This window comes from Streptomyces sp. TG1A-60 (assembly GCF_037201975.1).
Lineage (GTDB): Bacteria > Actinomycetota > Actinomycetes > Streptomycetales > Streptomycetaceae > Streptomyces.
The window spans coordinates 1,589,666-1,609,776 of record NZ_CP147520.1 but is presented as its reverse complement, the minus strand read 5'-3'; the positions used below and the strand labels follow the sequence as shown (position 1 = coordinate 1,609,776).

Here is a 20,111-nt window from a genome sequence, read left to right as displayed (position 1 = left end):
GCACAATGATCCGGACTTCGAACGTCCGGGCCCGCGCGGGCACTCCGCCCGACGCTGTCCCGTTCCCTTTCCCCCTGTCGCACAGTGAGGTGCAGGAAAGATGGACCGCACATTTCACCCCCGCTCACGCGGAGTGGCCCCCTACTTCGCCATGGCGGCGGCATCCGCGCTGCTGATAGCCGGCTGTTCCAGTGGTTCCGGCGGCAAGGAGGCCGAGGAGGGCGGGGCGAGCGCCTCCGCGGGCAAGGCCGACACCCCCCGGATGACGGTCGCGATGGTGACCCACGCCGGCCAGGGCGACACCTTCTGGGACATCGTCCGCAAGGGCGCGCAGTCGGCCGCCGCCAAGGACAACGTCGAGCTCGTCTACTCGAACGACCCGGACGCGGCCAACCAGGCCAGCCTCGTCCAGAACGCGATCGACCAGAAGGTCGACGGCATCGCCGTCACCCTCGCCAAGCCCGACGCGATGAAGGACGTCCTGGCCAAGGCGGAGAAGGCCGGTATCCCGGTCGTGGGCCTGAACTCCGGTATGGACGTGTGGCAGGAGCAGGGGCTGCTCTCCTTCTTCGGCCAGGACGAGACCGTCTCCGGCGAGGCCTTCGGCAAGAAGCTCAACGAGACCGGTGTCAAGCACGCGCTCTGCGTCATCCACGAGCAGGGCAACGTCTCCCTGGAGGCGCGCTGCGCCGGCGTGAAGAAGACGTTCGAGGGTGAGACCGAGAACCTCTACGTCAACGGCACGGACATGCCCTCGGTGAAGTCCACCATCACGGCCAAGCTCAGGCAGGACGGCTCGATCGACGAGGTCGTCACCCTCGGCGCTCCGATCGCCATGACCGCCGTGCAGTCCGTGGACGACGCGAGCAGCGAGGCCGAGGTCGCGACCTTCGACCTGAACAATCAGCTGACGGACGCGATCAAGGCGGGTGACATCGAGTTCGCCGTCGACCAGCAGCCCTACCTCCAGGGCTACCTGGCCGTGGACTCCCTGTGGCTCTACAAGAACAACGGCAACTACATGGGCGGCGGTGAGGAGCCGGTCCTGACCGGCCCGGCCTTCGTCGACAAGGACAACGTCGACACGATCGCCGAGTTCGCCGCGAAGGGCACCCGGTGATCTGAGATGACCCAAGCAACGGCACCGGCGGCGAGCTCCCCCTCGCCGCCGGCTCCGCCGGCGGCCCGGAAGGACGGCCGTACCGTGGAACGTTCCCTGGGCCGGCGCCTGCTGGCCCGTCCCGAGGTCGGCGCGCTCATCGCCGCGATCGGTGTGTACGCCTTCTTCTTCGCGGTCGCCCCCTCCTTCCGCGAGGCCGGCTCCCTGGCCACCGTGCTCTACCAGGCCTCCGTCATGGGCATCATGGCCCTGCCGGTGGCGCTGCTGATGATCGGCGGGGAGTTCGACCTGTCCGCCGGTGTCGCGGTCACGACCTCCGCCCTCACCGCCGCCATCCTCAGCTTCCAGCTCACGCTGAACGTGTGGACGGGCGTCGGCGTCGCCCTGATCGTGTCTCTCGCGGTGGGCGCCTTCAACGGCTGGCTGCTCATCAGGACCGGCCTGCCCAGCTTCCTGGTCACGCTGGGGTCGTTCCTGATCCTCCAGGGCTCCAACCTGGCCGTCACCAAGTTCTTCACCAACAACGTCGCCAGTGACTCGATCGCCGACATGGACGGTTTCGACCAGGCGAAGAGCGTCTTCGCCTCGGAGATCGGCATCGGCGGCATCGACTTCAGGATCACGATCTTCTACTGGCTGGTGTTCGCCGCGATCGCGACGTGGCTGCTGCTGCGCACCAAGTTCGGCAACTGGATCTTCGCCGTCGGCGGGAGCAAGGACTCCGCCCGCGCGGTCGGTGTCCCCGTCGACTTCACGAAGATCGCCCTGTTCATGGGCGTCGGCTTCGGCGCCTGGTTCGTGGGCATGCACCTGCTCTTCTCGTTCAACACGGTGCAGTCCAACCAGGGCGTGGGCAACGAGTTCCTGTACATCATCGCGGCGGTGATCGGCGGCTGTCTGCTGACCGGCGGCTACGGCTCGGCCGTCGGCCCGGTCATCGGCGCCTTCATCTTCGGCATGGTCAACCAGGGCATCGTCTACGCCAACTGGAACCCCGACTGGTTCAAGGCATTCCTCGGCGTGATGCTCCTGATCGCCGCCCTCGTCAATCTGTGGGTCCGCAGCCAGGCGACCCGGAGGTGAACCACCCCATGACAACCACCAACGGATCCGCCGCCGACAACGCCCCCGCGCGGGACACCGGCCGGGACGCGGCCCCCGGCCAGGACGCGGCCCCCGGCCAGGACGAGCCGGTCGTCGAGCTGCGCGGCACGGGCAAGTCGTACGGCAACGTCCGCGCCCTGCACGGCGTGAACCTCGCCGTCCACCCCGGCAAGGTCACCTGCGTCCTCGGTGACAACGGCGCCGGCAAGTCCACCCTCATCAAGATCGTCTCCGGCCTGCACCAGCACACCGAGGGCGAGGTCCTCGTCGACGGCCGGCCGGTGCGCTTCACCACCCCCCGCGAAGCCCTGGACGCCGGCATCGCCACCGTCTACCAGGACCTCGCCACCGTGCCGCTCATGCCGGTGTGGCGCAACTTCTTCCTCGGCTCCGAGTTCACCAAAGGCCCCTGGCCCGTCCGCCGCCTCGACATCGACAGGATGAAGAAGACCGCGGACGAGGAACTGCGGAACATGGGCATCGTCCTGGACGACCTCGACCAGCCCATCGGCACCCTCTCCGGCGGCCAGCGCCAGTGCGTCGCCATCGCCCGCGCCGTCTACTTCGGCGCCCGCGTCCTCATCCTCGACGAGCCCACCGCCGCCCTCGGCGTCAAACAGTCCGGCGTGGTGCTGAAGTACATCGCCGCGGCCCGCGACCGAGGTCTCGGCGTAATCTTCATCACCCACAACCCCCACCACGCCTACATGGTCGGCGACCACTTCAGCGTCCTGCGCCTGGGCACCCTCGAACTGTCCGCCGCCCGCAGCGACGTCAGTCTCGAAGAGCTCACCCACCACATGGCCGGCGGCACCGAACTCGCCGCCCTCAAGCACGAACTGGCCCAGGTGCGCGGCGTCGACGTCGAGGAACTCCCCGGGAGGAGGACCTCACCGCCCCCACGGCGGCCTCGAAGGAGCAGACCGCGTGATGCCGGCGGTTGCTCCTCGCGGGCAGCCACCCGGCACCTGCCTCCCGGCGAGGCCAGGGGCGTCCGGCGATGTCTGTTTGATTCACGTACTTGGCTGGCGATCGCCTTGCCGTTCGGTTACCGGGCCGTCACCATGAGGTGTGCCGCCCGGAGCCGTACGCCCGAGGAGACGCCTATGGACAGGTACGAGCAGCCCTTCGCCACGAGCGTCGTCAGGGACTTGCACGACACCTCGCTGGACGAGGTACCGGAGTCCGCGCAGGAGTCGGCTCTGGCAAGGATGCTCGCGGGTGGCGGAGAGCCGGTGGCCGCCTTCCAGTCGTCGCTCTGACCGGGCCGACCGCAACGACGGGGGATCGTCCCGGTGACCGCGGCGGCGCGGCCCTTCCGCCAGTTCGTGATCAAGGTGCACAGCCGTTGCGATCTGGCCTGTGACCACTGCTACGTCTACCAGCACGCCGACCAGAGCTGGCGCGGACGTCCGGTGACGATGTCCGAGCGGACGTTTCGTCGTACGGCGGCCCGGATCGCCGAACACGCCACCGCGCACCGGCTCGCCCGCGTCCATGTCGTGCTGCACGGCGGCGAGCCCCTGCTCGCCGGACGGGAACAGTTGCGCGGCTTCGCCCGCGCGCTGCGCTCCGCCCTGGACGGCGTGGCCGAACTCGACCTGCGGATGCAGACCAACGGTCTCCGGCTGGACGACGCGTTCTGCGCGATGCTCGTCGAGGAGTCCATCGTCACCAGCATCTCGCTCGACGGCGACGAGGCGTCCAACGACCGCCACCGGATCAGGCGGGACGGCTCGGGCTCCTACCGGGACGTGGTTCGCGCGGTGCGCCGACTGGGTGCCCCCGCCCACCGGAGCGCGTTCGGCGGACTGCTCTGCACGATCGACGTCGAGAACGACCCGGTGGAGGTGTACCGGGCGCTCGCCCGACTGCGCCCGCCCGCCATCGACTTCCTGCTGCCGCACGCCACCTGGGAGTACCCGCCGCCCCGCCCCGGCGGCGAGAGCGGCTCCGACTACGCCGACTGGCTGATCGCCGTGCACAAGCAGTGGACCGCCGACGGCATGCCGACGCGGATCCGCATGTTCGAGTCGATCAGCCGGTTGTCCCGTGGCCGCGGCAGCCTCACCGAGGCGCTGGGACTGGGCAGTTCGGACCTGCTGGTGGTGGAGACCGACGGCGCCGTCGAACAGGCGGACTGGCTGAAGACGGCCTATCCGGGCGCCCCGGGGACCGGCATGCACATCGCCACCCACCGTCTGGAGGAGGCCGCCGCGCACCGGGGCATCCAGGCCCGCCGCGCCGGACTGGACGGCCTGAGCGCGCAGTGCCGCGCCTGCCCGGTCGTATCGGTCTGCGGCGGCGGCCTCTACGGACACCGTCACCGCACGTCCAACGGCTTCGACAACCCCTCCGTCTACTGCGCCGACCTGCTGAAGATCATCCAACACGTCCAGACCACCGAGCGCGACGACGCCGACGTCCGCCACGGCTGGCACGGCCTGTCCTGGCTCCACTTCGACGAACTGGCCACCGGACACGGCAGCACGGCGGCCGTCCGGTCGCTCGCCGCGGCCCAGAACAGCCAGCGACGGGCGTTGCTGGCCGCCGCCCGCCGCGCGGAGACCCCCGGCCCTCACGGCTCGGCGGACTCGGCGCCCGGCTGGGAAGCGGTCCTCGCGCTGCCCGCCGTCGCCCTGGACACGCTGCTGGCCGACCCCTATCTACGCGTGTGGGCGCTCGCCTGCGGGCAGTCGGTACGGCGGGCCGAGGGCCACCCGGCCGAGGCCGCCCTGTCGGCCGTCGCCCGCACCGGCGGACAGCTGACCCTGCCCGTCCCGCTGCGGCACGGCCCCGACGGCTCGGCCATCCATCTGCCCGGCATCGGACGGCTGCTGGTGCGCGCCGGCAGCCGCGACCGGCGGCCGGGCACCGTCACCGTGACGGCCACCGACGCCGCGATCACCGTCGAAGGACGGACCCTGGGCCGGGACCGCCCGCCCGCCGGCATGGTCTGGCAGCCGCTGCGGCACCTGTCCGCGGACGGCCCGGCGGTCGCCCTGGACGACGTGGACCCCTCCCGTGACTGCTACCGGTACCGTCCGCTTTCCCGGCTCTCCGAGGCCGGATTCCGACGCTGGGAGGCGATGTTCAAGGAGGCATGGCGGCTGATCCGGACCGAGTACCCGGACTACGCGCAGGGCATCGCCGCCGGGCTCACCACGGTGACCCCGCTCGCGCCCGCACGCTCCGGCCACGACGTCAGCGCCACCTCCCGGCACGCCTTCGGGGCGGTCGGCATCGCGCTGCCCCGCACGGCCGAGGACCTGGCCCTGCTGCTCATCCACGAGTACCAGCACGTCAAACTGGGCGCGATGCTCGACATGTTCGACCTGCTCGACGGCCTCGACGAAGGCCGCCACCAGGTGCTGTGGCGACCCGACCCCAGGCCGCTCGACGCCATCGTCCAGGGCGCGTACGCCCATCTCGCGGTCGCCGACGTCTGGCGGATCAGGGCCCGCCGCGGTACGGCCGTCGGCGCCGCCCTGCACGAACGCTCCCGCGTCGAGGCGGACAAATGGCGTACGGCGGTGCTGGACGCCCTCGACACCGTGGCCGGAACCGGCTCCCTGACCGCCCTGGGCCACCGCTTCGTCCGAGGCCTCCGGGGCGAGGTCGAAGCCCTGGGCGGAGTGGCCGAAACCGGTCCCGTCGCGGTGTGATGGCGGACAACTCACGTTCAGCGCACCGGTGTCCGGTACAACTTGCTCCGGCCGACCCCTGGCACCCGCGGTGGTTTTCGCGTTCCAATGGATCCCGGACGAGATCCGGCTGTGATGCTCGGGGCTGGGAGACCCGAGGTGGGCGACGGGGGAGGGGAAAGGCGAGTCCATGATTCATCCGGCTTCTGAGGCGACCCGGTCGACGGTTTCCTCCGATCCGTATGTGTTCTTCATGAGCTATGCCCGGACCCCTATGACGGGGGAACGGCCGAGGAAAGACCAGTCGGATGTGGCGCTGGAGCAGTTCCACGGCCAGTTATGCAGCGCCATCATGCAGCTGACCGACCACGACGGAGAGGAATCGCCCGGATTCCTCGACCAGCGCATGGGGGTCGGCGCCGACTGGGAGAACAGACTCAAACAGGCCCTGGCCACCTGCCGGGTCTTCGTACCTATCTACAACAGCCGGTACTTCAGGCGGGAATGGTGCGGAAGGGAATGGGACGCCTTCGCGCGGCGTCAGGAGGAACAGCTCCGTACCCGGCCGTACACGGGTAACGCGATCATCCCCGTCCTCTGGGTGGGGACACAGCATCTGACACTGCCGCCCGTGGCGGCGAAGGTGCAGTACGCCCACCCCGATCTGGGTAAGGACTACCTGCAGTCCGGTCTCTACGGACTGAAGCAGGCGGGCCGCCACGCCAAGTACCGCAGCATCGTGTGGGAACTCGCCCAGATGATCGTCAACGTGGCTCAGCAGACCAGGCTTGAACCGTGCGACGTGGAGCTGTTCAAAGACCTCCGGAACGTCTTCGAGGGGGAATAGCGGGATGCCGATGTTCTTCATGAGCTATGCGCGGGTCCCTGCTCCCCGACACCGGGACATTTCGCAGGACCCCAATCGTCTGGTTTTCCAGTTCTTCGACGAACTGTGCGCGAAAGTGGCGCGGCACGCGCGAGTGTCACGGGAGGAGGCGGGTTACGTCGAGCGGCCCGGTGCCCCCGGGGAAAGGTCGATCAAGGCGCTTCTGGACTGCCAGGTCTTCGTTCCGCTGTACTCGAAAAGGTACTTCAGCAACCCGCAGTGCGGGCGCCAGTGGACCGCCGTCACCCAGGGGGCCGCTCAGGGCGCAAGGCCGAGCATCGTCCCGGTGCTGTGGACCCCGTACTCGCCCACGTCGCTGCCCAAGAGGGTAAAGGAGCAGTACCCCGAGGTGCCGGAAGGGATGGGCGAGGCAGCCGAGAACTACGCCTCCGTGGGGCTGCACCGGCTGCTGGACCAGCTGCTCGACCTGACCGAACGGCCGGACCCGGAGGACGAGCACGCGGCGGCCCAGGTCGCCTCCCAGGTCGCCCAGGTGACCGACTGGCTCGCCCAGCGCATCGTCGACCAGGCGGCCACGGTGCCCGGGCAGCCGCGGACGCCCGCCGGCGGGGGAGGGTGCCCGAGCCGGTGACGCTGGCCGGGCTGGACGACGCCTTCGCCGACCCTCCCTTCGCCTCCCCGCTGCACATCACGGTGCTCGCCCCGACCGAGGAACAGTTACCGGTAGGCCGGGACAACACACGCTACGGACCACGTGTCGACGACTGGCGGCCCTACGGGCAGGCAGTGGGTCCCCTGGTCGAACAGATGGAGGCCCTGGCCCGCAATCTCGGCTTCGAGCCCACCGTGCTGCCCTTTCACAAGACGCAGGCGGAGCTGAGGAGCACGGAGATCCCGACGGCCCCCTGGATCCTGGTGGTGGACCCCTGGGCGCTGGAGAATCCCCGAATGGCAAGCCAGGCACGGGAGTTCGACAGGGCCCGGCGTCCGTGGACGGCGGTGCTGAGTACCCTGGCGGGCGACGATCTGCAGACCAAGGAGCAGTCCGATCGGCTGCGTGGGCTGCTGGCGGCGAACTTTCCGCGCTTCCTCAGCGAGGGCCGGGCCGGGGAACAGGAAGCGGTCCGTGGTCTCGCCGGGGCGGATGTCTTCACCCGCTGGTTCGGTGAGCTGGCCGAGGCAACCAAGATTCGCTATCTGCGGTACATTCATTCGCAATTGTCCCGGAGCGGGACAGGCGCCCGGGATGTTCCGGAATCCGGTGCGGACCTGCCCGGGCGGCCCGTCGCCGGACGGGACGACGGGGCATCGAGCGACGGACGTCGCGTGGAGGGCAGGCCATGACCGGCGAGGATGCTGGCAGGATCATCACGTTCTACTCGTACAAGGGCGGTACGGGGCGGACGATGGCGCTCGCCAACACGGCCTGGATCCTGGCCTCCTCGGGCAAGAGCGTCCTGGTGGTCGACTGGGATCTCGACGCGCCGGGCCTGGACCGCTTCCTGCACCCCTTCCTGAGCGACGGTCAGCTGCGCACCACCCCGGGCGTCCTCGAACTGGTAAGCCGTTCCACGCAGTTGATGCTCCAGACCTCGAACTTCATGGAGCAGGGGCGTCAGATCGAACCGGGTTCCGAGGCACCGGCTTCCGGGGTCGACTCCTGGGCTGCCGACGGGATCTCCCTCAACAGCTGCCTCATCCAGGTCGACTGGGACTTCCCCGCGGGCGGCCAGCTCTACTACCTCCCGGCCGGCACGAAGAACAAGGGCTATCTCTCGGCCTTCTCGCAGTTCGACTGGAAGCCCTTCATGGACGGCCCCCTGGCCACCCGGTTCCTGGAAGGGCTCAAGCGCGAGTTCGTCGAGAACTTCGACTACGTCCTCATCGACAGCCGTACCGGCCTCAACGACATCTCCGACATCTGCACCGTCAATCTGCCGCACACGCTGGTCACCTGCTTCACCCCGAGCAGCCAGAGCATCGAGGGCGCGGCCGGCGTCGCCGAACGCATCGACGGGATGTACGGCAACCGGGACATCCGGATCCTGCCCGTCCCCATGAGGGTGGAGAACGCCGAGGCGGACCGGCTGGACGCCGCCCGGGGGCAGATCCAGTACCGCTTCGACCGGATCGTGCGCAAGCACATCACCGACCGGGACCCGGAGGACTACTGGGGCAGCGTGGAGATCCCCTACCGGCCCATCTACTCCTACGAGGAGACGCTCGCCCCGTTCCGCGAGCAGCCCGGTGACCCCAAGAGCCTGCTCGCCGCCTACGAAAGACTCACCACGGTCATCACGGACGGCCAGGTCGAGTCCATGCCCCGTATGGACGAGTCGCTGCGTCGCGACACCCTGGACCGGTACACCCGCCACCGCCCGCCGCGCATCTCCGACGTGTACGTCAGTTTCGTCCCGCAGGACCGGAGCTGGGCCAACTGGGCGGGCGCGGTCCTGGAGCAGTCCGGTTTCAAGGTGCACCTCGCGCAGGAGGGCACGACCGAGGGAACCCTGCTGAGGGAGGAGATCGAACGCGGCGTCGAGTCGGCATCGCACACCCTGGTCGTCTTCTCCAAGGCCTACCTCAGGTCGTCCCGCTTCCGCACGACCTGGGAGGCGGTCTACGCGGAGGGCGACCGGCGGGCCCATCAGCTGGTCTCGATGCAGGTAGACCGGAAGCTGTCGCTGGACGCGCCCTTCACCGAACAGCTCGCCGACATGACCCGCTGCTACACCGGCGAGGTGGGCCGTGAGGCGCTGCTGAGCAGCTTCGGCAGGACGGCGGAGTCCCTGGCCCACAGCCACTTCACGGGCGGCGAGCGGAGGGTGCCGCGCTATCCGGGGGCCGAGCCGCCGGTCTTCTCGGTCCCGCTGCGCACCTCGTCCTTCACCGGCCGTACAGAACTCCTGGAAGGCATCCGGGAGAAGCTGTGGAAGGAGGACACCCGTGCCCTCGTGCTCAAGGGCATGGGCGGGGTGGGCAAGACGCTGCTGGCCCAGGAGTTCGCGTACCGCTACAAGAGCGACTACGACGTCGTCTGGCACATCCAGGCCGAACAGCAGATCCTGGCCGTCGAGCAGTACGCGGGCATGGCCGAGAGGCTCGGTCTGCCGGAGCGGACGAATCCGACCGACACGGCCAAGACGGTGTACGAGACCCTCAACCAGGGTGATCCCTACGGTAGTTGGCTGCTGATCCTGGACAACGTCACGGAGGCGGACTACCTCCCCGAGTTCATGATGGACGGTCGGACCGGACACATCCTGATCACCAGCCAGCGTTCCGAGGGCTGGGGCCGCTTCGTGGACATCGTCGACGTCCCCGTGTTCGAGCGGAACGAGAGCATCACCCACCTGCACAGCCGTCTGCCCGACTGCGGTTGGACGGAGGCCGACCAGATCGCGGACGCCCTGGGCGACCTGCCGATCGCCATCGAACGGGCCGCGGCCTACATCGAGCAGACCAGGGTCGACGTCCGCAGCTACATCAAGCAGCTCCAGCCCCAGGCCACCGGGGCCCCGGCCGCGGACACGGTCGGGGAGGTCGTCAAGTCCAGCACCAACACCTGGGAGTTCGCCCTCGGGCAGCTGAAGGAGAACTTCCCGGCAGCGGTGAGGCTGCTGCAGATCTGCTCGTACTACAGCCCCGAGCCGATCTCCATGGACCTGCTGGAGGGCTTCGAGGTCTCCCGGGCGCTGGGCGGGGTGCGCATCGTCTCCCGCGCGTACAAGGAGCTGAGCAAGTTCTCCCTGGTCACGGTGGACCGCAAGGCGCGGAGCGTGACCGTGCACCGCATGATGCAGATCGCCATGCGGGAGGAGATGACCGAGGCGGAGCGCGAGGCGGCGCAAGAGGTCGTCTACCGCTCGCTGATCGCGGCCAGGCCGAGCGGGGACGACCCCGAGAACCCCAACACCTGGGAGAAGTACCGCATCATCTGGCCACATCTCGGCACACCGTGGGCCGAGACCGCTCCCGACGAGGGCATCAAGGAACTCTTCGTCGACCGGGTGCGCCAACTGCGCCGCCGGGGCGAGTTGGCCCAGGCCATGGACTACAGCTCCCGACGGGTGGCCGCCTGGTCCGCGGACGGCTCCCCGGACGAACGCTGGACGCTGCACATGCGCTTCCAGATCGCCAACATCCTGCGCGCCCAGGGCAGATACGAGGAGTCCCTCTCCCTGGACCAGGAAGTCCTGGAGCGCCAGCTCGCCGTACTCGACGACGTGGACGACCAGCACATCCTCATGACCACCAGCAGCATCGCGGCCGACCTGAGAGGTCTGGGCCGGCTGACGGAGGCTCTGCGCTACGACGAGGAGACGTACCAGAGGTACGAGCAGATCTACGGCGAGGACCACGCACGCACCCTCAGCGCGGCCAACAACCTCGCCGTCGCCCTGAGGCTCTCCGGTGACTACCACAGAGCCCGCGATCTCGACCGCAGGACGCTGGAGCTGCGGGAGGCGATCCAGCTCCACGATCACCCTCTGACGATCGAGTCGGCCGTGAACCTGGGCCGTGACCTGCGTGACTGCGGTGACTACGAGGAGTCCGTCACGCTGCTGAAGCGCGCCTACGAGCGCTGTCTGCGCAATCCTCGCCTCACCCAGGGTTCGCCGACCGTGCTCAACACGGCCAAGGGCCTGGCCGGTTCGCTGCGCCGGGCGGGCCGGGCGGCGGAGGCCGAGGAACTGGTGCGCCATGTGCTGAGAAGCACGCCCGAGGGGGAGAAGGGATCGGCCTCGGAGCGGCTGCTGCTGGAGATGAGCCTTGCCGGAGACATGGCCGCACAGGGCCGTGTCGACGAGGCCCTGACCCTGATCCGCAGGGTCCGGGGCGACCTCAGGGACAGCCTGGGGGAAGGCCACTCCCAGACCGTGGCCTGCGCGGTCAACCACGCGGTCCTGCTGCTCGGCGACCTCGAGTCCATCCGTCCCGAAGTGGCCGCCGAGGCACGGGAGTCACTGCGGGAGTCGCAGGAGAGGTTCCGCGTCCTCAACGGCGAGCACCATCCCTATGTACTCATCTGCCGTGCGAACCTCGCCGTCGCGGAGGCGGCGCTCGGCGAGTGGGAAGCAGCCCGTACGACCAGCTTCGAGGCCTTCGAACTGCTCAAGGAGGTTCTTGAGCCCACTCACCCGTCGGCGCTGACCTGTGTGGGCAACCACGCGGTCGTCCTGAGCCGACTGGGCCGAGCCGACGAGGCCCGCAAGAGGCACAACGACACGCTGGCCGCGCTCAGCAAGCGCATCGGCAGGGAGCACCCCCGTGTGCTGGCCCTCCAGGAGTGGAACCTCAGCTGTCTCGACCTGGAACCGCACCCGATCTAGCCGGTGCGTCGCGGCAGTCCGCTGCGGCGGTGCGGCCGGTGCCGTGATCCGGCAACGGCCGCACGCGCGGGGGCGCTGGTGGTCAGCCGGCCTTGTCGCGAGCCCAGGCGAGCACCTGGGGCAGGGCGGGCAGCGCCGCGAAGTGGGCCGCGGACGGCTGCAGTACGGCCTTGGCCGAGGGGATCTTCCTGGCCAGCCAGTGGAAATGGGCGACCGGGGCGAAGACGTCGCGCTCGCCGTGCCAGAGCATCACCGGCACCGAACCGTCGATCTCCTTGAGGTCGAACCCCCAGTGCGTGCGGAACGCGACCAGGTCGTCCACCCAGCCCATGGGCGCGCGCGGATCGACCGCCGAGCCCTCGCCCTCCTGCGTCCGGCCCACCGCGGAGAGGTAGTTGACGAGGAGGTGCTGGCGGATTCCGGCGTCCTCGACGATCACCCGGTCCACGTTCGGCATCTCCTGCCGCAGGGACGCGAGGAACACGGTGGGATCGCGACGGATCGTCTCGGCGTTGCGTGCCAGCAGCGCACCCAGTTCGGTCACGTCGGGGGCGTGGCGGTCGAGCAGGTCGTAGGTCGACGCGTTGGATTGCGACATCCCCTTGAGCCAGTCCAGTCCGTCGTCGTCGGCGTCCGGCGGGGCGAGGGAGACCAGCGCGGCGACACTCACCACCTGGCTGCCGATGTTCTTGGCCGCGCAGGCCAGCGCGTGGGGCGCGCCGCCCGATCTGCCCACCACGGAGTACTGCTTGAGGTCCAGGTCCTGGGCGATGGCGTCGACGTCCTCGGCCGCGTCGACGACCGTGCGTTTCTCCTGGCGGTCGGAGCCGCCGTACCCCGGCCTGTCGTAGGCGATGAGGCGCACGCCGAGCTTGTGCAGATCGAAGGTGCGCAGTCGCGGGCCGAGTCGGCTTCCGGGAGTTCCGTGCAGCAGAAACACCGGATGTGCTTCCGGGTCGGGATCGCCCCATGTCTCGTAGGCGATCGTCCGCCCGGACGGTGTCTTCACTGTCTTGACCACCCGATGCCCTCCCGTTGCCAGCGGCTGTGGACTGGAAGCGCGGGACCTCCCAGCATTGCGCATGGGAGGTCCCGCTCCTAGTAGCTGCTCAGCCGTTCTGGCTTCATGTGGCAAGAATTGGGTAGACGTGGGCCGCTCGGCTGTTCACGCCCCAAGGTAGTCCACCGCGCCACGGGTCGCCGGACGAGGAGGGAATCCTGGTGGACGAGTGAGCCGTGGGACAAACGGCGTCACCGCGCATGTGGGGCGGTCTCCGGATCCGGGCGGTGCCCGGCACGTGGGTGAGGGCGCGACCACCCGTACGGACCAGGACGGACGCTGACGTTCCGGAAGTGGCGCGCCCCACGTTCCGTCCGCCGGTTCGAGGCGGTGTACACGGCGTGGCCGATGGCCCGGGCGCTCCCTGGCTGTCGGCCGATCTTCGCGGCTGTGGTCCGGCACCGCGTGCACGACCCGCTCCGGATGCGGGACGGGTACCCCGAACCGGGTGAGGGAACCGCGCGTGGGCCGGTGGTAGCCGTTCACCGCGGTGCTGGGCCGGGCGGGTGAGGGGGGCTCGTGGGCCGGTGCGCCGTATCGGCGATCGATAGCGAATATCTCATCCTTTTATAGCTTTACAGGCTTTTTGCCCGAGTTCAGGGGATGGGTCATGCGGATCAGCTCTTCGGACGCCGCGCCGGTCGTCACGCCCGTGGCCGTGCGGGCCGCGCCGTTCCTCGCGCCCGTCGCCGCCGTGGCGGGCGCTTTCACCCTGGCCCAACTCCTGCTCGTACCACCGGGGATGGGGCTCGGCTGGGACGAGACGGTGTACGTCAGCCAGGTCAGCCCGCAGGCGCCGGCGGCGTTCTTCAGCGCGCCACGCGCCCGCGGGGTGCCGCTGCTGGTCGCGCCGATCGCGGCGTGGTCCTCGTCCACCGTCCTGCTGCGGGTCTATCTGGCGGTGCTGTCCGGTCTGGGGCTCTACCTCGCGCTGCGCGTCTGGCGGGGACTGTTCCCGGTACGGGTGCTGGCGCTCGGGGGCGCGCTGTTCGCGTCCTTGTGGATGACCCTCTTCTACGGGCCGCAGGCCATGCCCAACCACTGGGTCGCGTTCGGCGCGCTCGGCTGCGCGGGGTGCTTTCTCCGGGTGCGGAACGATCCCTCGGACCGGGCGGCGTTGTGGGGGGCGGGCGCCGGCACCGCGCTGATGGCCTGGATGCGGCCCACGGACGCGGTGTGGGTGACCCTTCCGCTGTTCGCGCTCCTGGTCGGCGCACGACGGTGGCGCCGGCCCCGGCTGCTCGTGGCGATGGCGGCCGGGCTGGGCACCGGGGCGGGGGCGTGGGTCGTCGAGGCGTACGCCCAGTACGGCGGGCTGGCACAGCGGCTGGCGGACGCGTCCCGGATTCAGGGCGGGCTGGGCTGGAACATCGCGGTCGACGATCAGTTGCGCAGTCTGGTGGGGCGCACGCTGTGCCGTCCGTGCACCGGCGATCTGCCGAACCCGGCGGTCATCGCGTGGTGGTTCGTGCTGCCGGTGCTGGCCGCGCTCGCGCTGGCCGTCGCGCTCCGGGCCGGGAGGGCGACAGCCACATCGGTGCTGCTGGTCTGCGCCACCACGGCCGCCGTCCCGTACCTGTTCCTGATCGGATACGCCGCGCCCCGTTTCATGCTGCCCGCGTACGCCCTGCTCGCGCTTCCCGTCGCCGACGCGCTGCTCGACCTCGTCACGGGGCCGGGCGGGGCGTGGCGGCCCGTCGTCGGGGCGGTCGTGGTGCTGGGGCTCGTCGGGCATCTGGCGGTGCAGTTCGTGGTGCTGACGCGCACCGTCGAGCGCAGCACCGCGTCCCATCGCAACTGGGACCGCACCGCCGCCGAACTACGGCGCCTCGGCGTACGGCCGCCCTGCCTGCTGACCGGTGACTTCTCCATCCCCATCGCGTACTACGCCGGCTGCGCCTCCGCCCACACCCACGGCAACAACGCTAACGCCACCCGGGAGGGCATCCTGCGCACCGCCGAGCGCATCCCCGTGGCCGCGCTCGTCGCACCGGGCGGCAGGCCTCCCGATTTCGCCCTGGGGTGGCCGACCCGTCAGGCCCCGGGGTTCCGACTCCATGTGGCGCCCACGGTCGGCGCCGACGGGCAGCGGGGTGACGGCGTCGTCGAGGAGAAGGGGGACGGGTCTCAGGAGACGCCCGCGGCGAAGCCGTCCCTGACCTTGTCGAAGACCGGCCGGTGAGTGTCCCATTCGGTGTCCGGGGCCGACAGATAGATGTCGTACTCCCGTTCGCCTTCGCGGCCGTATCCGAGGTCGATGGCGCGGAAGGCTCGGGCCCGCCCGTGGAAGGTGAACTCCCAGACGGCCGCCGGCTGCCCACGGAAGGTGGTCCGCTGCATGCGCAGTCTTCGGTACGACGTCGGGTAGTTGACCTTGGTGTTCGCCTCGATGTCCTCGAAGTGGGCCATGGGGTGCGAACCGGCCGGGTCCACGACGCCGATCGTGAGCTCGACCAGGCCGGCCTGGTCCGTGTAGGTGACCTGCTCGGCCGTCCGCCTGCCCGCCTTCCAGCCGTCCGGGACGGGGAAGGAGACCCCGAGGCTCTGGTCCGTGACCAGGTGGAAGCCGACGGGGACGGGGGAGGGGGAGGGGGACGGGGCGGGCCCGGCCGAGTTTCCGCCGCTCGGCGATGCGGACTCCCCGTCGGGGTCCGACCCCGTGTAGAGCGCCGCCCCGACGATCGCGGCGGCCACGGTCACGGCGACGGCGACCTGGAGGAGGGCCCGGCGCCTGCCCCGGCCCGGACGCGTGGAACGGTCCGCCCCCGGGCCCGCGTCGGCCGGTGAGCCACCCCGGCCCGCCCCGGCTCGGCCACCGTCGCGCTGCGACCGCCGATCCGCGGCCGGACCGGTTCCCCGGTCGGCCGGCGAGCCCCCGGGGGACGGATCCTCGCCGAAGGAGTGCCCGGGTCCCGGCACCGGCAGGGCGATCGTGGCCGCTCCGGACACCACGGCGCGCAGCGCCCGTTCCGTCTGCGCGGTCGTGGGACGGTCGGCGGGGTCCTTGGCGAGGAGCGCCTCGACGAGCGGTTCCAGGGCGCCGCCCTGCTTCATGGGCTCCAGGGGGTCGACGGCGATGGCGTACGCGGCCTCCATCGCCGTGAGGCGGCGGAAGGGCGGGCGGCCCTCCACCGCCTGGTAGAGGGTCGCGCCCAGGGCCCACAGGTCCGAGGGCGGGCCCGGCTTCTGGCCGCGGATCCGCTCCGGGGCCATGTAGTGGATGGAGCCGACCATCTCGCCGGTTCTGGTCAGGGTCGAGGCGTCGGCGGTCATCGCGATACCGAAGTCGGTGAGCACGACGCGGCCCTCGGCGCCGAGCAGGACGTTGCCGGGCTTGACGTCGCGGTGCAGTACGCCGGCGGCGTGTGCGGCGCGCAGCGCGGCCACCATGCCCAGACCGACCCGAGCCGCCTCCTCGGGCGGGAGGGTCCGGCCGTCGGTGAGGAGATCGGCGAGCGTGGGCGCCGGGACGTACTCCATGACGATGCAGGGCCGGCCGTCACCCGTGCCGCCTTCGGCGTCGCCCAGATGGTCGTCGACGACGTCATGGACGACGATCACGTTGGGGTGCGCGATCCGGGCCGCGCTGCGGGCCTCGCGGCGGGTGCGCTCGTACAGGGTGACCAGGTCGTCGGGCGACAGATGCGGCTGCACATGCAGCCGCTTCACCGCGACCTGGCGGTCGAGGACCTCGTCCCCGGCCCGCCACACCGTGCCCATGCCGCCGCGGCCTATCTGCTCCGTGAGCCGGTAGCGCCCGGCGATGAGCCGTCCTACGTCCGACACCACGTGTCCTCCGCCAGCCCTGCGTACGTTCGATTCGCCTGGTCACCTTAACCGGCCCTCGGCAGGAGCCGGGCAGGCGGACCGGCCCACGAGGGGGCGTGAGCGGTGGTTCGGCGCAGCGTCGTGACGGTGGACCCCACGGCTGACGGCCCCGTGCCCCGCGCCCGTGTCGCCCGTGTCGCGCGTGCGCCCTCAGCGAGAGTGGACGAGCTGATCGCCGAGGTCGAGCGATGCCTGCGCCACCGTCGACATTCTCGACCTCTGCCCCCGGGCCCGCCGCTCGGCGTGGGTGGGCAAGCCGTTCGAGGCGGCGGAGTTCGAACTGCCGTCCGGGACGATGCCGTCCGGGGCGGCTCTGTCCGGGATGCCCGGGATGCCGTAGTCCTTCACGGGGCAAGCCCACGGCGAGCCGGCCCGGGCTCGGCTTCGCATGGCGGTGCGACCGGTTCCACATCGTCACCCACGTCGAGGACCCCGAGACGTTCCCCGCCCGCCTCGCCGAACGCGTGGGCGCCGACGGGCGGGTGTCAGTGTCGGGTGTCAGGCTGACATCACAGGACCTGCGAACGCGAAGGGGGAATCCTCGTGATCACCACTGACCTGACTCCCGGCTCGCCCTGCTGGCTCGATCTCGGTGCGCCCGACGTCCCGGCCGCGGCGGCCTTCTACGGCGCGGTGCTCGGCTGGGAGTACGAGTCCATGAGCGACGGCGCGGGCGAGGGGGAGGAGACGGAAGGCGAAGGCGGAGCCTTCCGGAAGGACGGCAAGGTCGTCGGAGGGCTCGGCCGGCTCACCGAGGAGGGCGCCCGTTCCGCCTGGATGATCTACTACACCGTCACCGACGCGGACGCCACGACCCAGGCCGTGGAGCGGGCGGGTGGCACGGTGCGGGTGGCACCGAGGGACCTCGGCGACTGGGGCCGGATGGCGCAGTACAGCGACCCGCTCGGGGGCCAGTTCGCCGTGTGGCAGCCGGGGAAGAACACGGGCTTCGAGCTGGCGGACGAGCCGGGTTCGCTGTCCTGGACCGAGCTGTACACGACGGACGCGGCGGCGGCCAAGGAGTTCTACGGCGGGATCTTCGGCTGGGAGTTCGGCGACATGCCGATGCCGGGCGGCGGAGGTACGTACAGCCTCATCACACCCACCGGGCTTCCCGAGGAGCGCATGCAGGGCGGCCTCATGGAGCTCGGCGCGCAGGCCCTCGCCCTGGCGAACGGGCGGCCGTACTGGCACCCTGTCTTCGCCGTCGACGACTGCGACGCCGCGGTCGCCCGGGTCACCGAGAACGGCGGCAGTGTGCAGATGGGACCGGAGGACGCGGAGGGCGTCGGCCGCCTGGCGGTCTGCCTCGACCCGTCGAACGCCGACTTCGTCCTCCTCACCCCGGCCCGGAGCTGATCTCCGCACGGCGGACTCGGCGGCCCTTCGACTCGACAGCCGTACCGTCGGCGGTGTCCAGGAGCGCGGTGCGGGACGCGGGCGGGGCGGCGGTCTGCCCGGCGAGAAGGCCGGGGCGGGTGGAAGTGCTGTCCACGTCGGGCCCCGGGCGCCGCTCGCATGCGGGGGCGGCTCGTCACGGCGGTTCAGCGGGCCCGCAGGACGTCAAGTGCCGTGAGGGCCACGTGGAGTTCGGTGCGCTGCCCTCCGGATTCGAGGTCGCAGTCGAGGAGGCGTTCGATGGTGCGCAGGCGTTGGTAGACGGTCTCCCGGGAGAGGCCGCCGTGGCGGGCCGCGACCGTCTTGTTGCCGGCCGCGTCCAGGTAGTGGCGCAGGGTGGTCAGCAGGTCGGTGCCGTGCGCGGTGTCGTGGTCGACGAGCCGGCCGAGCCGGCGTTCTGCGTAGTCCTGGATCCGGGTGTCCGCGCGGAGGGCGAAGAGGAGGCTGCGCAGGCCGATGTCGGACCGTTCGTGGTAGGAGCGTCCGGCGGGCAGCGGCCGGCCGGGTTCGGTCGCCTCGGCGACGCGGATCGCCTCGCGGAAGGAGCGGGCGACCTCCGGGAGATCCGTCGTCGCGCCGCCGACGCTCACCGCGGCACCCGGCGTGACTCCCAGCGCGGTGCGGCCCAGCTGCTCGACGACGGGCCGCCACGGCTGGTCGGGGCGCAGGGACAGCAGGATGCCGAGGCGGGCCGGGCCGAGCAGGCCGGTGAGGGCCTGGACTCCCTTCGTTCTGAGGTCGTCGGACAGGAGGGCTTCCGCCTTCGTCGTGTCGTCCTCGCGCGGGACGTCCGTCAGCACCGCGACGAAACGGGAGTCCCGCGTGGGCAGGCCCAGTGCGGCCACCCGGGCCTCGGCGTCGGCGGGGGAGAGGTGGCGCTGTTCCACGAGGTCGCGCAGGACGTTGCGGTGTGCGACGCGTTCCCAGGGCGTGGGGTGGATGAGGCGGGCGATGGTGAGGGCCATCGCCGTTCTCTCCAGGACCGTGACGTCCTCGGGGCCGAAGGACCGAGTGACGCCCGGGCCGGGCGGAGCGGGCAGCATGACGGCGCGGCCCCACCGTTCGCCCTGGTACTCCACGGGCGCCACCAGCCAGCTCTCGGGGCCGGAGACGGCCGTGCGGTCGGCCGGCGGTGTCGCCCGGGAGCGCTGTTCCCAGCCGGTGAGCGCCACCTCGACCGTGTGCCCGGAGGGCTCGCAGACCAGCGCCTGGTGGACCAGGTTCTCCAGGACGACCGTGTGACCGCTCATCTCCGCGGCGGCCCGTACGACGTCCTCCGGTCCGGCGCCGCGCAGCGTCAGGGCGGTGAACGCCTCGTGGACGCGCTGGGTCCGGCGCATCACCTCCGCCTGGTTGCCCAGGATGAGGGCGTGGACGACCTGGGTGACCTCCAGGAAGTTGACGTCCTTGGCCAGGGTGACGAGGGGGAGCCCACGGGCCCGGCAGGCGTGGACCAGGGCGTCGGGCGGCCGGTGGTAGCGGCGGACCAGTTCGATGACCAGGGCCGCGGCACCGATGTCGGCCAACTCGTCGACGTAGCGGCGTACGCCGGCCGGCTCCTCGGGCAGGGGCATGCCGGTGGTCAGGACCAGTTCGCCGCCCTTGAGGAAGGAGGCGGGGTCGGTCAGCTCGGTGATGTGGACCCAGCGCACGGGCTGGTCGAGCCCGCTCACGCCGGTGACGACCTGCGGCTGCCCGGCGGTCAGGACGGGGAGCGCCAGAACGTCGGCGACGGTCGGGGGACGGCCGGGCGCGGCGCCGCCCCGGTCGCCGGAGT

The 20,111-nt window shown here is 70.7% G+C and carries 15 protein-coding genes and 1 pseudogene; 11 read left to right on the top strand and 5 right to left on the bottom strand.

Annotated elements, in window-relative coordinates; translation table 11 throughout:
• The first annotated feature begins 100 nt into the window (after nt 1-100).
• The 9 genes and pseudogenes from WBG99_RS06470 (at nt 101) to fxsT (ending at nt 12,048) form a co-directional block, all read left to right on the top strand.
• A complete protein-coding gene (locus WBG99_RS06470; protein ID WP_338895391.1) occupies nt 101-1,120 on the top strand; it encodes a sugar ABC transporter substrate-binding protein in 1,020 nt (339 codons plus the stop codon).
• Between the two features lie 6 nt (nt 1,121-1,126).
• Nucleotides 1,127-2,203 carry an ABC transporter permease gene (locus WBG99_RS06465; protein ID WP_338895390.1) on the top strand — a complete coding sequence of 359 codons (1,077 nt, stop codon included), beginning with the start codon at nt 1,127-1,129 and terminating at the stop codon, nt 2,201-2,203.
• Nucleotides 2,200-3,155 (top strand): annotated as a pseudogene (locus tag WBG99_RS06460) (ATP-binding cassette domain-containing protein). The gene WBG99_RS06465 and the pseudogene WBG99_RS06460 overlap by 4 nt, the downstream one beginning before the upstream one ends.
• Before the next feature lie 133 nt (nt 3,156-3,288).
• On the top strand, nt 3,289-3,486 hold the full coding sequence (gene fxsA, locus WBG99_RS06455) for an FxSxx-COOH cyclophane-containing RiPP peptide (RefSeq protein ID WP_338895389.1): 198 nt from the start codon (nt 3,289-3,291) through the stop codon (nt 3,484-3,486).
• A 33-nt stretch (nt 3,487-3,519) separates the two neighbouring features.
• Complete coding sequence (locus WBG99_RS06450; protein WP_338895388.1) at nt 3,520-5,889, top strand: FxsB family cyclophane-forming radical SAM/SPASM peptide maturase; 2,370 nt, start codon at nt 3,520-3,522, stop codon at nt 5,887-5,889.
• Nucleotides 5,890-6,121: 232 nt separating this feature from the next.
• Nucleotides 6,122-6,715, top strand: a complete 594-nt coding sequence (locus WBG99_RS06445; protein ID WP_338895387.1) for a TIR-like protein FxsC — start codon at nt 6,122-6,124, stop codon at nt 6,713-6,715.
• Between the two features lie 4 nt (nt 6,716-6,719).
• Nucleotides 6,720-7,346, top strand: a complete 627-nt coding sequence (locus WBG99_RS06440) for a TIR-like protein FxsC (protein ID WP_338895386.1) — start codon at nt 6,720-6,722, stop codon at nt 7,344-7,346.
• The gene (gene fsxC / locus WBG99_RS06435) at nt 7,331-8,059 is read left to right on the top strand and encodes an FxsC protein (protein WP_338895385.1); all 729 of its coding nucleotides are present in this window, start codon (nt 7,331-7,333) and stop codon (nt 8,057-8,059) included. The genes WBG99_RS06440 and fsxC overlap by 16 nt, the downstream gene beginning before the upstream one ends.
• Complete coding sequence (fxsT, locus tag WBG99_RS06430) at nt 8,056-12,048, top strand: FxSxx-COOH system tetratricopeptide repeat protein (RefSeq protein ID WP_338895384.1); 3,993 nt, start codon at nt 8,056-8,058, stop codon at nt 12,046-12,048. Before fsxC ends, fxsT begins: the two co-directional genes overlap by 4 nt.
• A gap of 82 nt (nt 12,049-12,130) precedes the next feature.
• Here the strand turns inward: fxsT and WBG99_RS06425 are convergent, their stop codons facing one another.
• Complete coding sequence (locus tag WBG99_RS06425) at nt 12,131-13,069, bottom strand: alpha/beta hydrolase (protein ID WP_338895383.1); 939 nt, start codon at nt 13,067-13,069, stop codon at nt 12,131-12,133.
• A gap of 649 nt (nt 13,070-13,718) precedes the next feature.
• Here WBG99_RS06425 and WBG99_RS06420 point away from each other — a divergent pair.
• Nucleotides 13,719-15,290, top strand: a complete 1,572-nt coding sequence (locus tag WBG99_RS06420; RefSeq protein WP_338895382.1) for a hypothetical protein — start codon at nt 13,719-13,721, stop codon at nt 15,288-15,290.
• Here the strand turns inward: WBG99_RS06420 and WBG99_RS06415 are convergent.
• A complete protein-coding gene (locus WBG99_RS06415; RefSeq protein ID WP_338895381.1) occupies nt 15,236-16,897 on the bottom strand; it encodes a serine/threonine-protein kinase in 1,662 nt (553 codons plus the stop codon). The genes WBG99_RS06420 and WBG99_RS06415 overlap by 55 nt on opposite strands.
• A 189-nt stretch (nt 16,898-17,086) precedes the next feature.
• Entirely contained in the window at nt 17,087-17,284 is a 198-nt protein-coding gene (locus WBG99_RS06410) for a hypothetical protein (protein ID WP_338895380.1), read from the bottom strand.
• A gap of 195 nt (nt 17,285-17,479) precedes the next feature.
• Here WBG99_RS06410 and WBG99_RS06405 point away from each other — a divergent pair, with 195 nt between their 5' ends.
• Nucleotides 17,480-18,295, top strand: a complete 816-nt coding sequence (locus WBG99_RS06405) for a VOC family protein (protein WP_338895379.1) — start codon at nt 17,480-17,482, stop codon at nt 18,293-18,295.
• Here WBG99_RS06405 and WBG99_RS06400 read toward each other — a convergent pair.
• Together WBG99_RS06400 and WBG99_RS06395 are read right to left on the bottom strand one after the other, a co-directional pair.
• The gene (locus WBG99_RS06400; protein WP_338895378.1) at nt 18,276-18,431 is read right to left on the bottom strand and encodes a hypothetical protein; all 156 of its coding nucleotides are present in this window, start codon (nt 18,429-18,431) and stop codon (nt 18,276-18,278) included. The genes WBG99_RS06405 and WBG99_RS06400 overlap by 20 nt on opposite strands.
• A gap of 49 nt (nt 18,432-18,480) precedes the next feature.
• Complete coding sequence (locus WBG99_RS06395) at nt 18,481-20,055, bottom strand: PucR family transcriptional regulator ligand-binding domain-containing protein (RefSeq protein ID WP_338900244.1); 1,575 nt, start codon at nt 20,053-20,055, stop codon at nt 18,481-18,483.
• Between the last annotated feature and the right edge of the window lie 56 nt (nt 20,056-20,111).

What these genes read in the sequence shown, in the direction of transcription:
- fxsA (WP_338895389.1), top strand. Translation starts at nt 3,289, where the DNA reads ATGAGGTGTGCCGCCCGGAGCCGTACGCCCGAGGAGACGCCTATGGAC.
- WBG99_RS06440 (WP_338895386.1), top strand. Translation starts at nt 6,720, where the DNA reads ATGCCGATGTTCTTCATGAGCTATGCGCGGGTCCCTGCTCCCCGACAC.
- fxsT (WP_338895384.1), top strand. Translation starts at nt 8,056, where the DNA reads ATGACCGGCGAGGATGCTGGCAGGATCATCACGTTCTACTCGTACAAG.
- WBG99_RS06420 (WP_338895382.1), top strand. Translation starts at nt 13,719, where the DNA reads ATGCGGATCAGCTCTTCGGACGCCGCGCCGGTCGTCACGCCCGTGGCC.
- WBG99_RS06445 (WP_338895387.1), top strand. Translation starts at nt 6,122, where the DNA reads ATGAGCTATGCCCGGACCCCTATGACGGGGGAACGGCCGAGGAAAGAC.
- WBG99_RS06470 (WP_338895391.1), top strand. Translation starts at nt 101, where the DNA reads ATGGACCGCACATTTCACCCCCGCTCACGCGGAGTGGCCCCCTACTTC.
- WBG99_RS06465 (WP_338895390.1), top strand. Translation starts at nt 1,127, where the DNA reads ATGACCCAAGCAACGGCACCGGCGGCGAGCTCCCCCTCGCCGCCGGCT.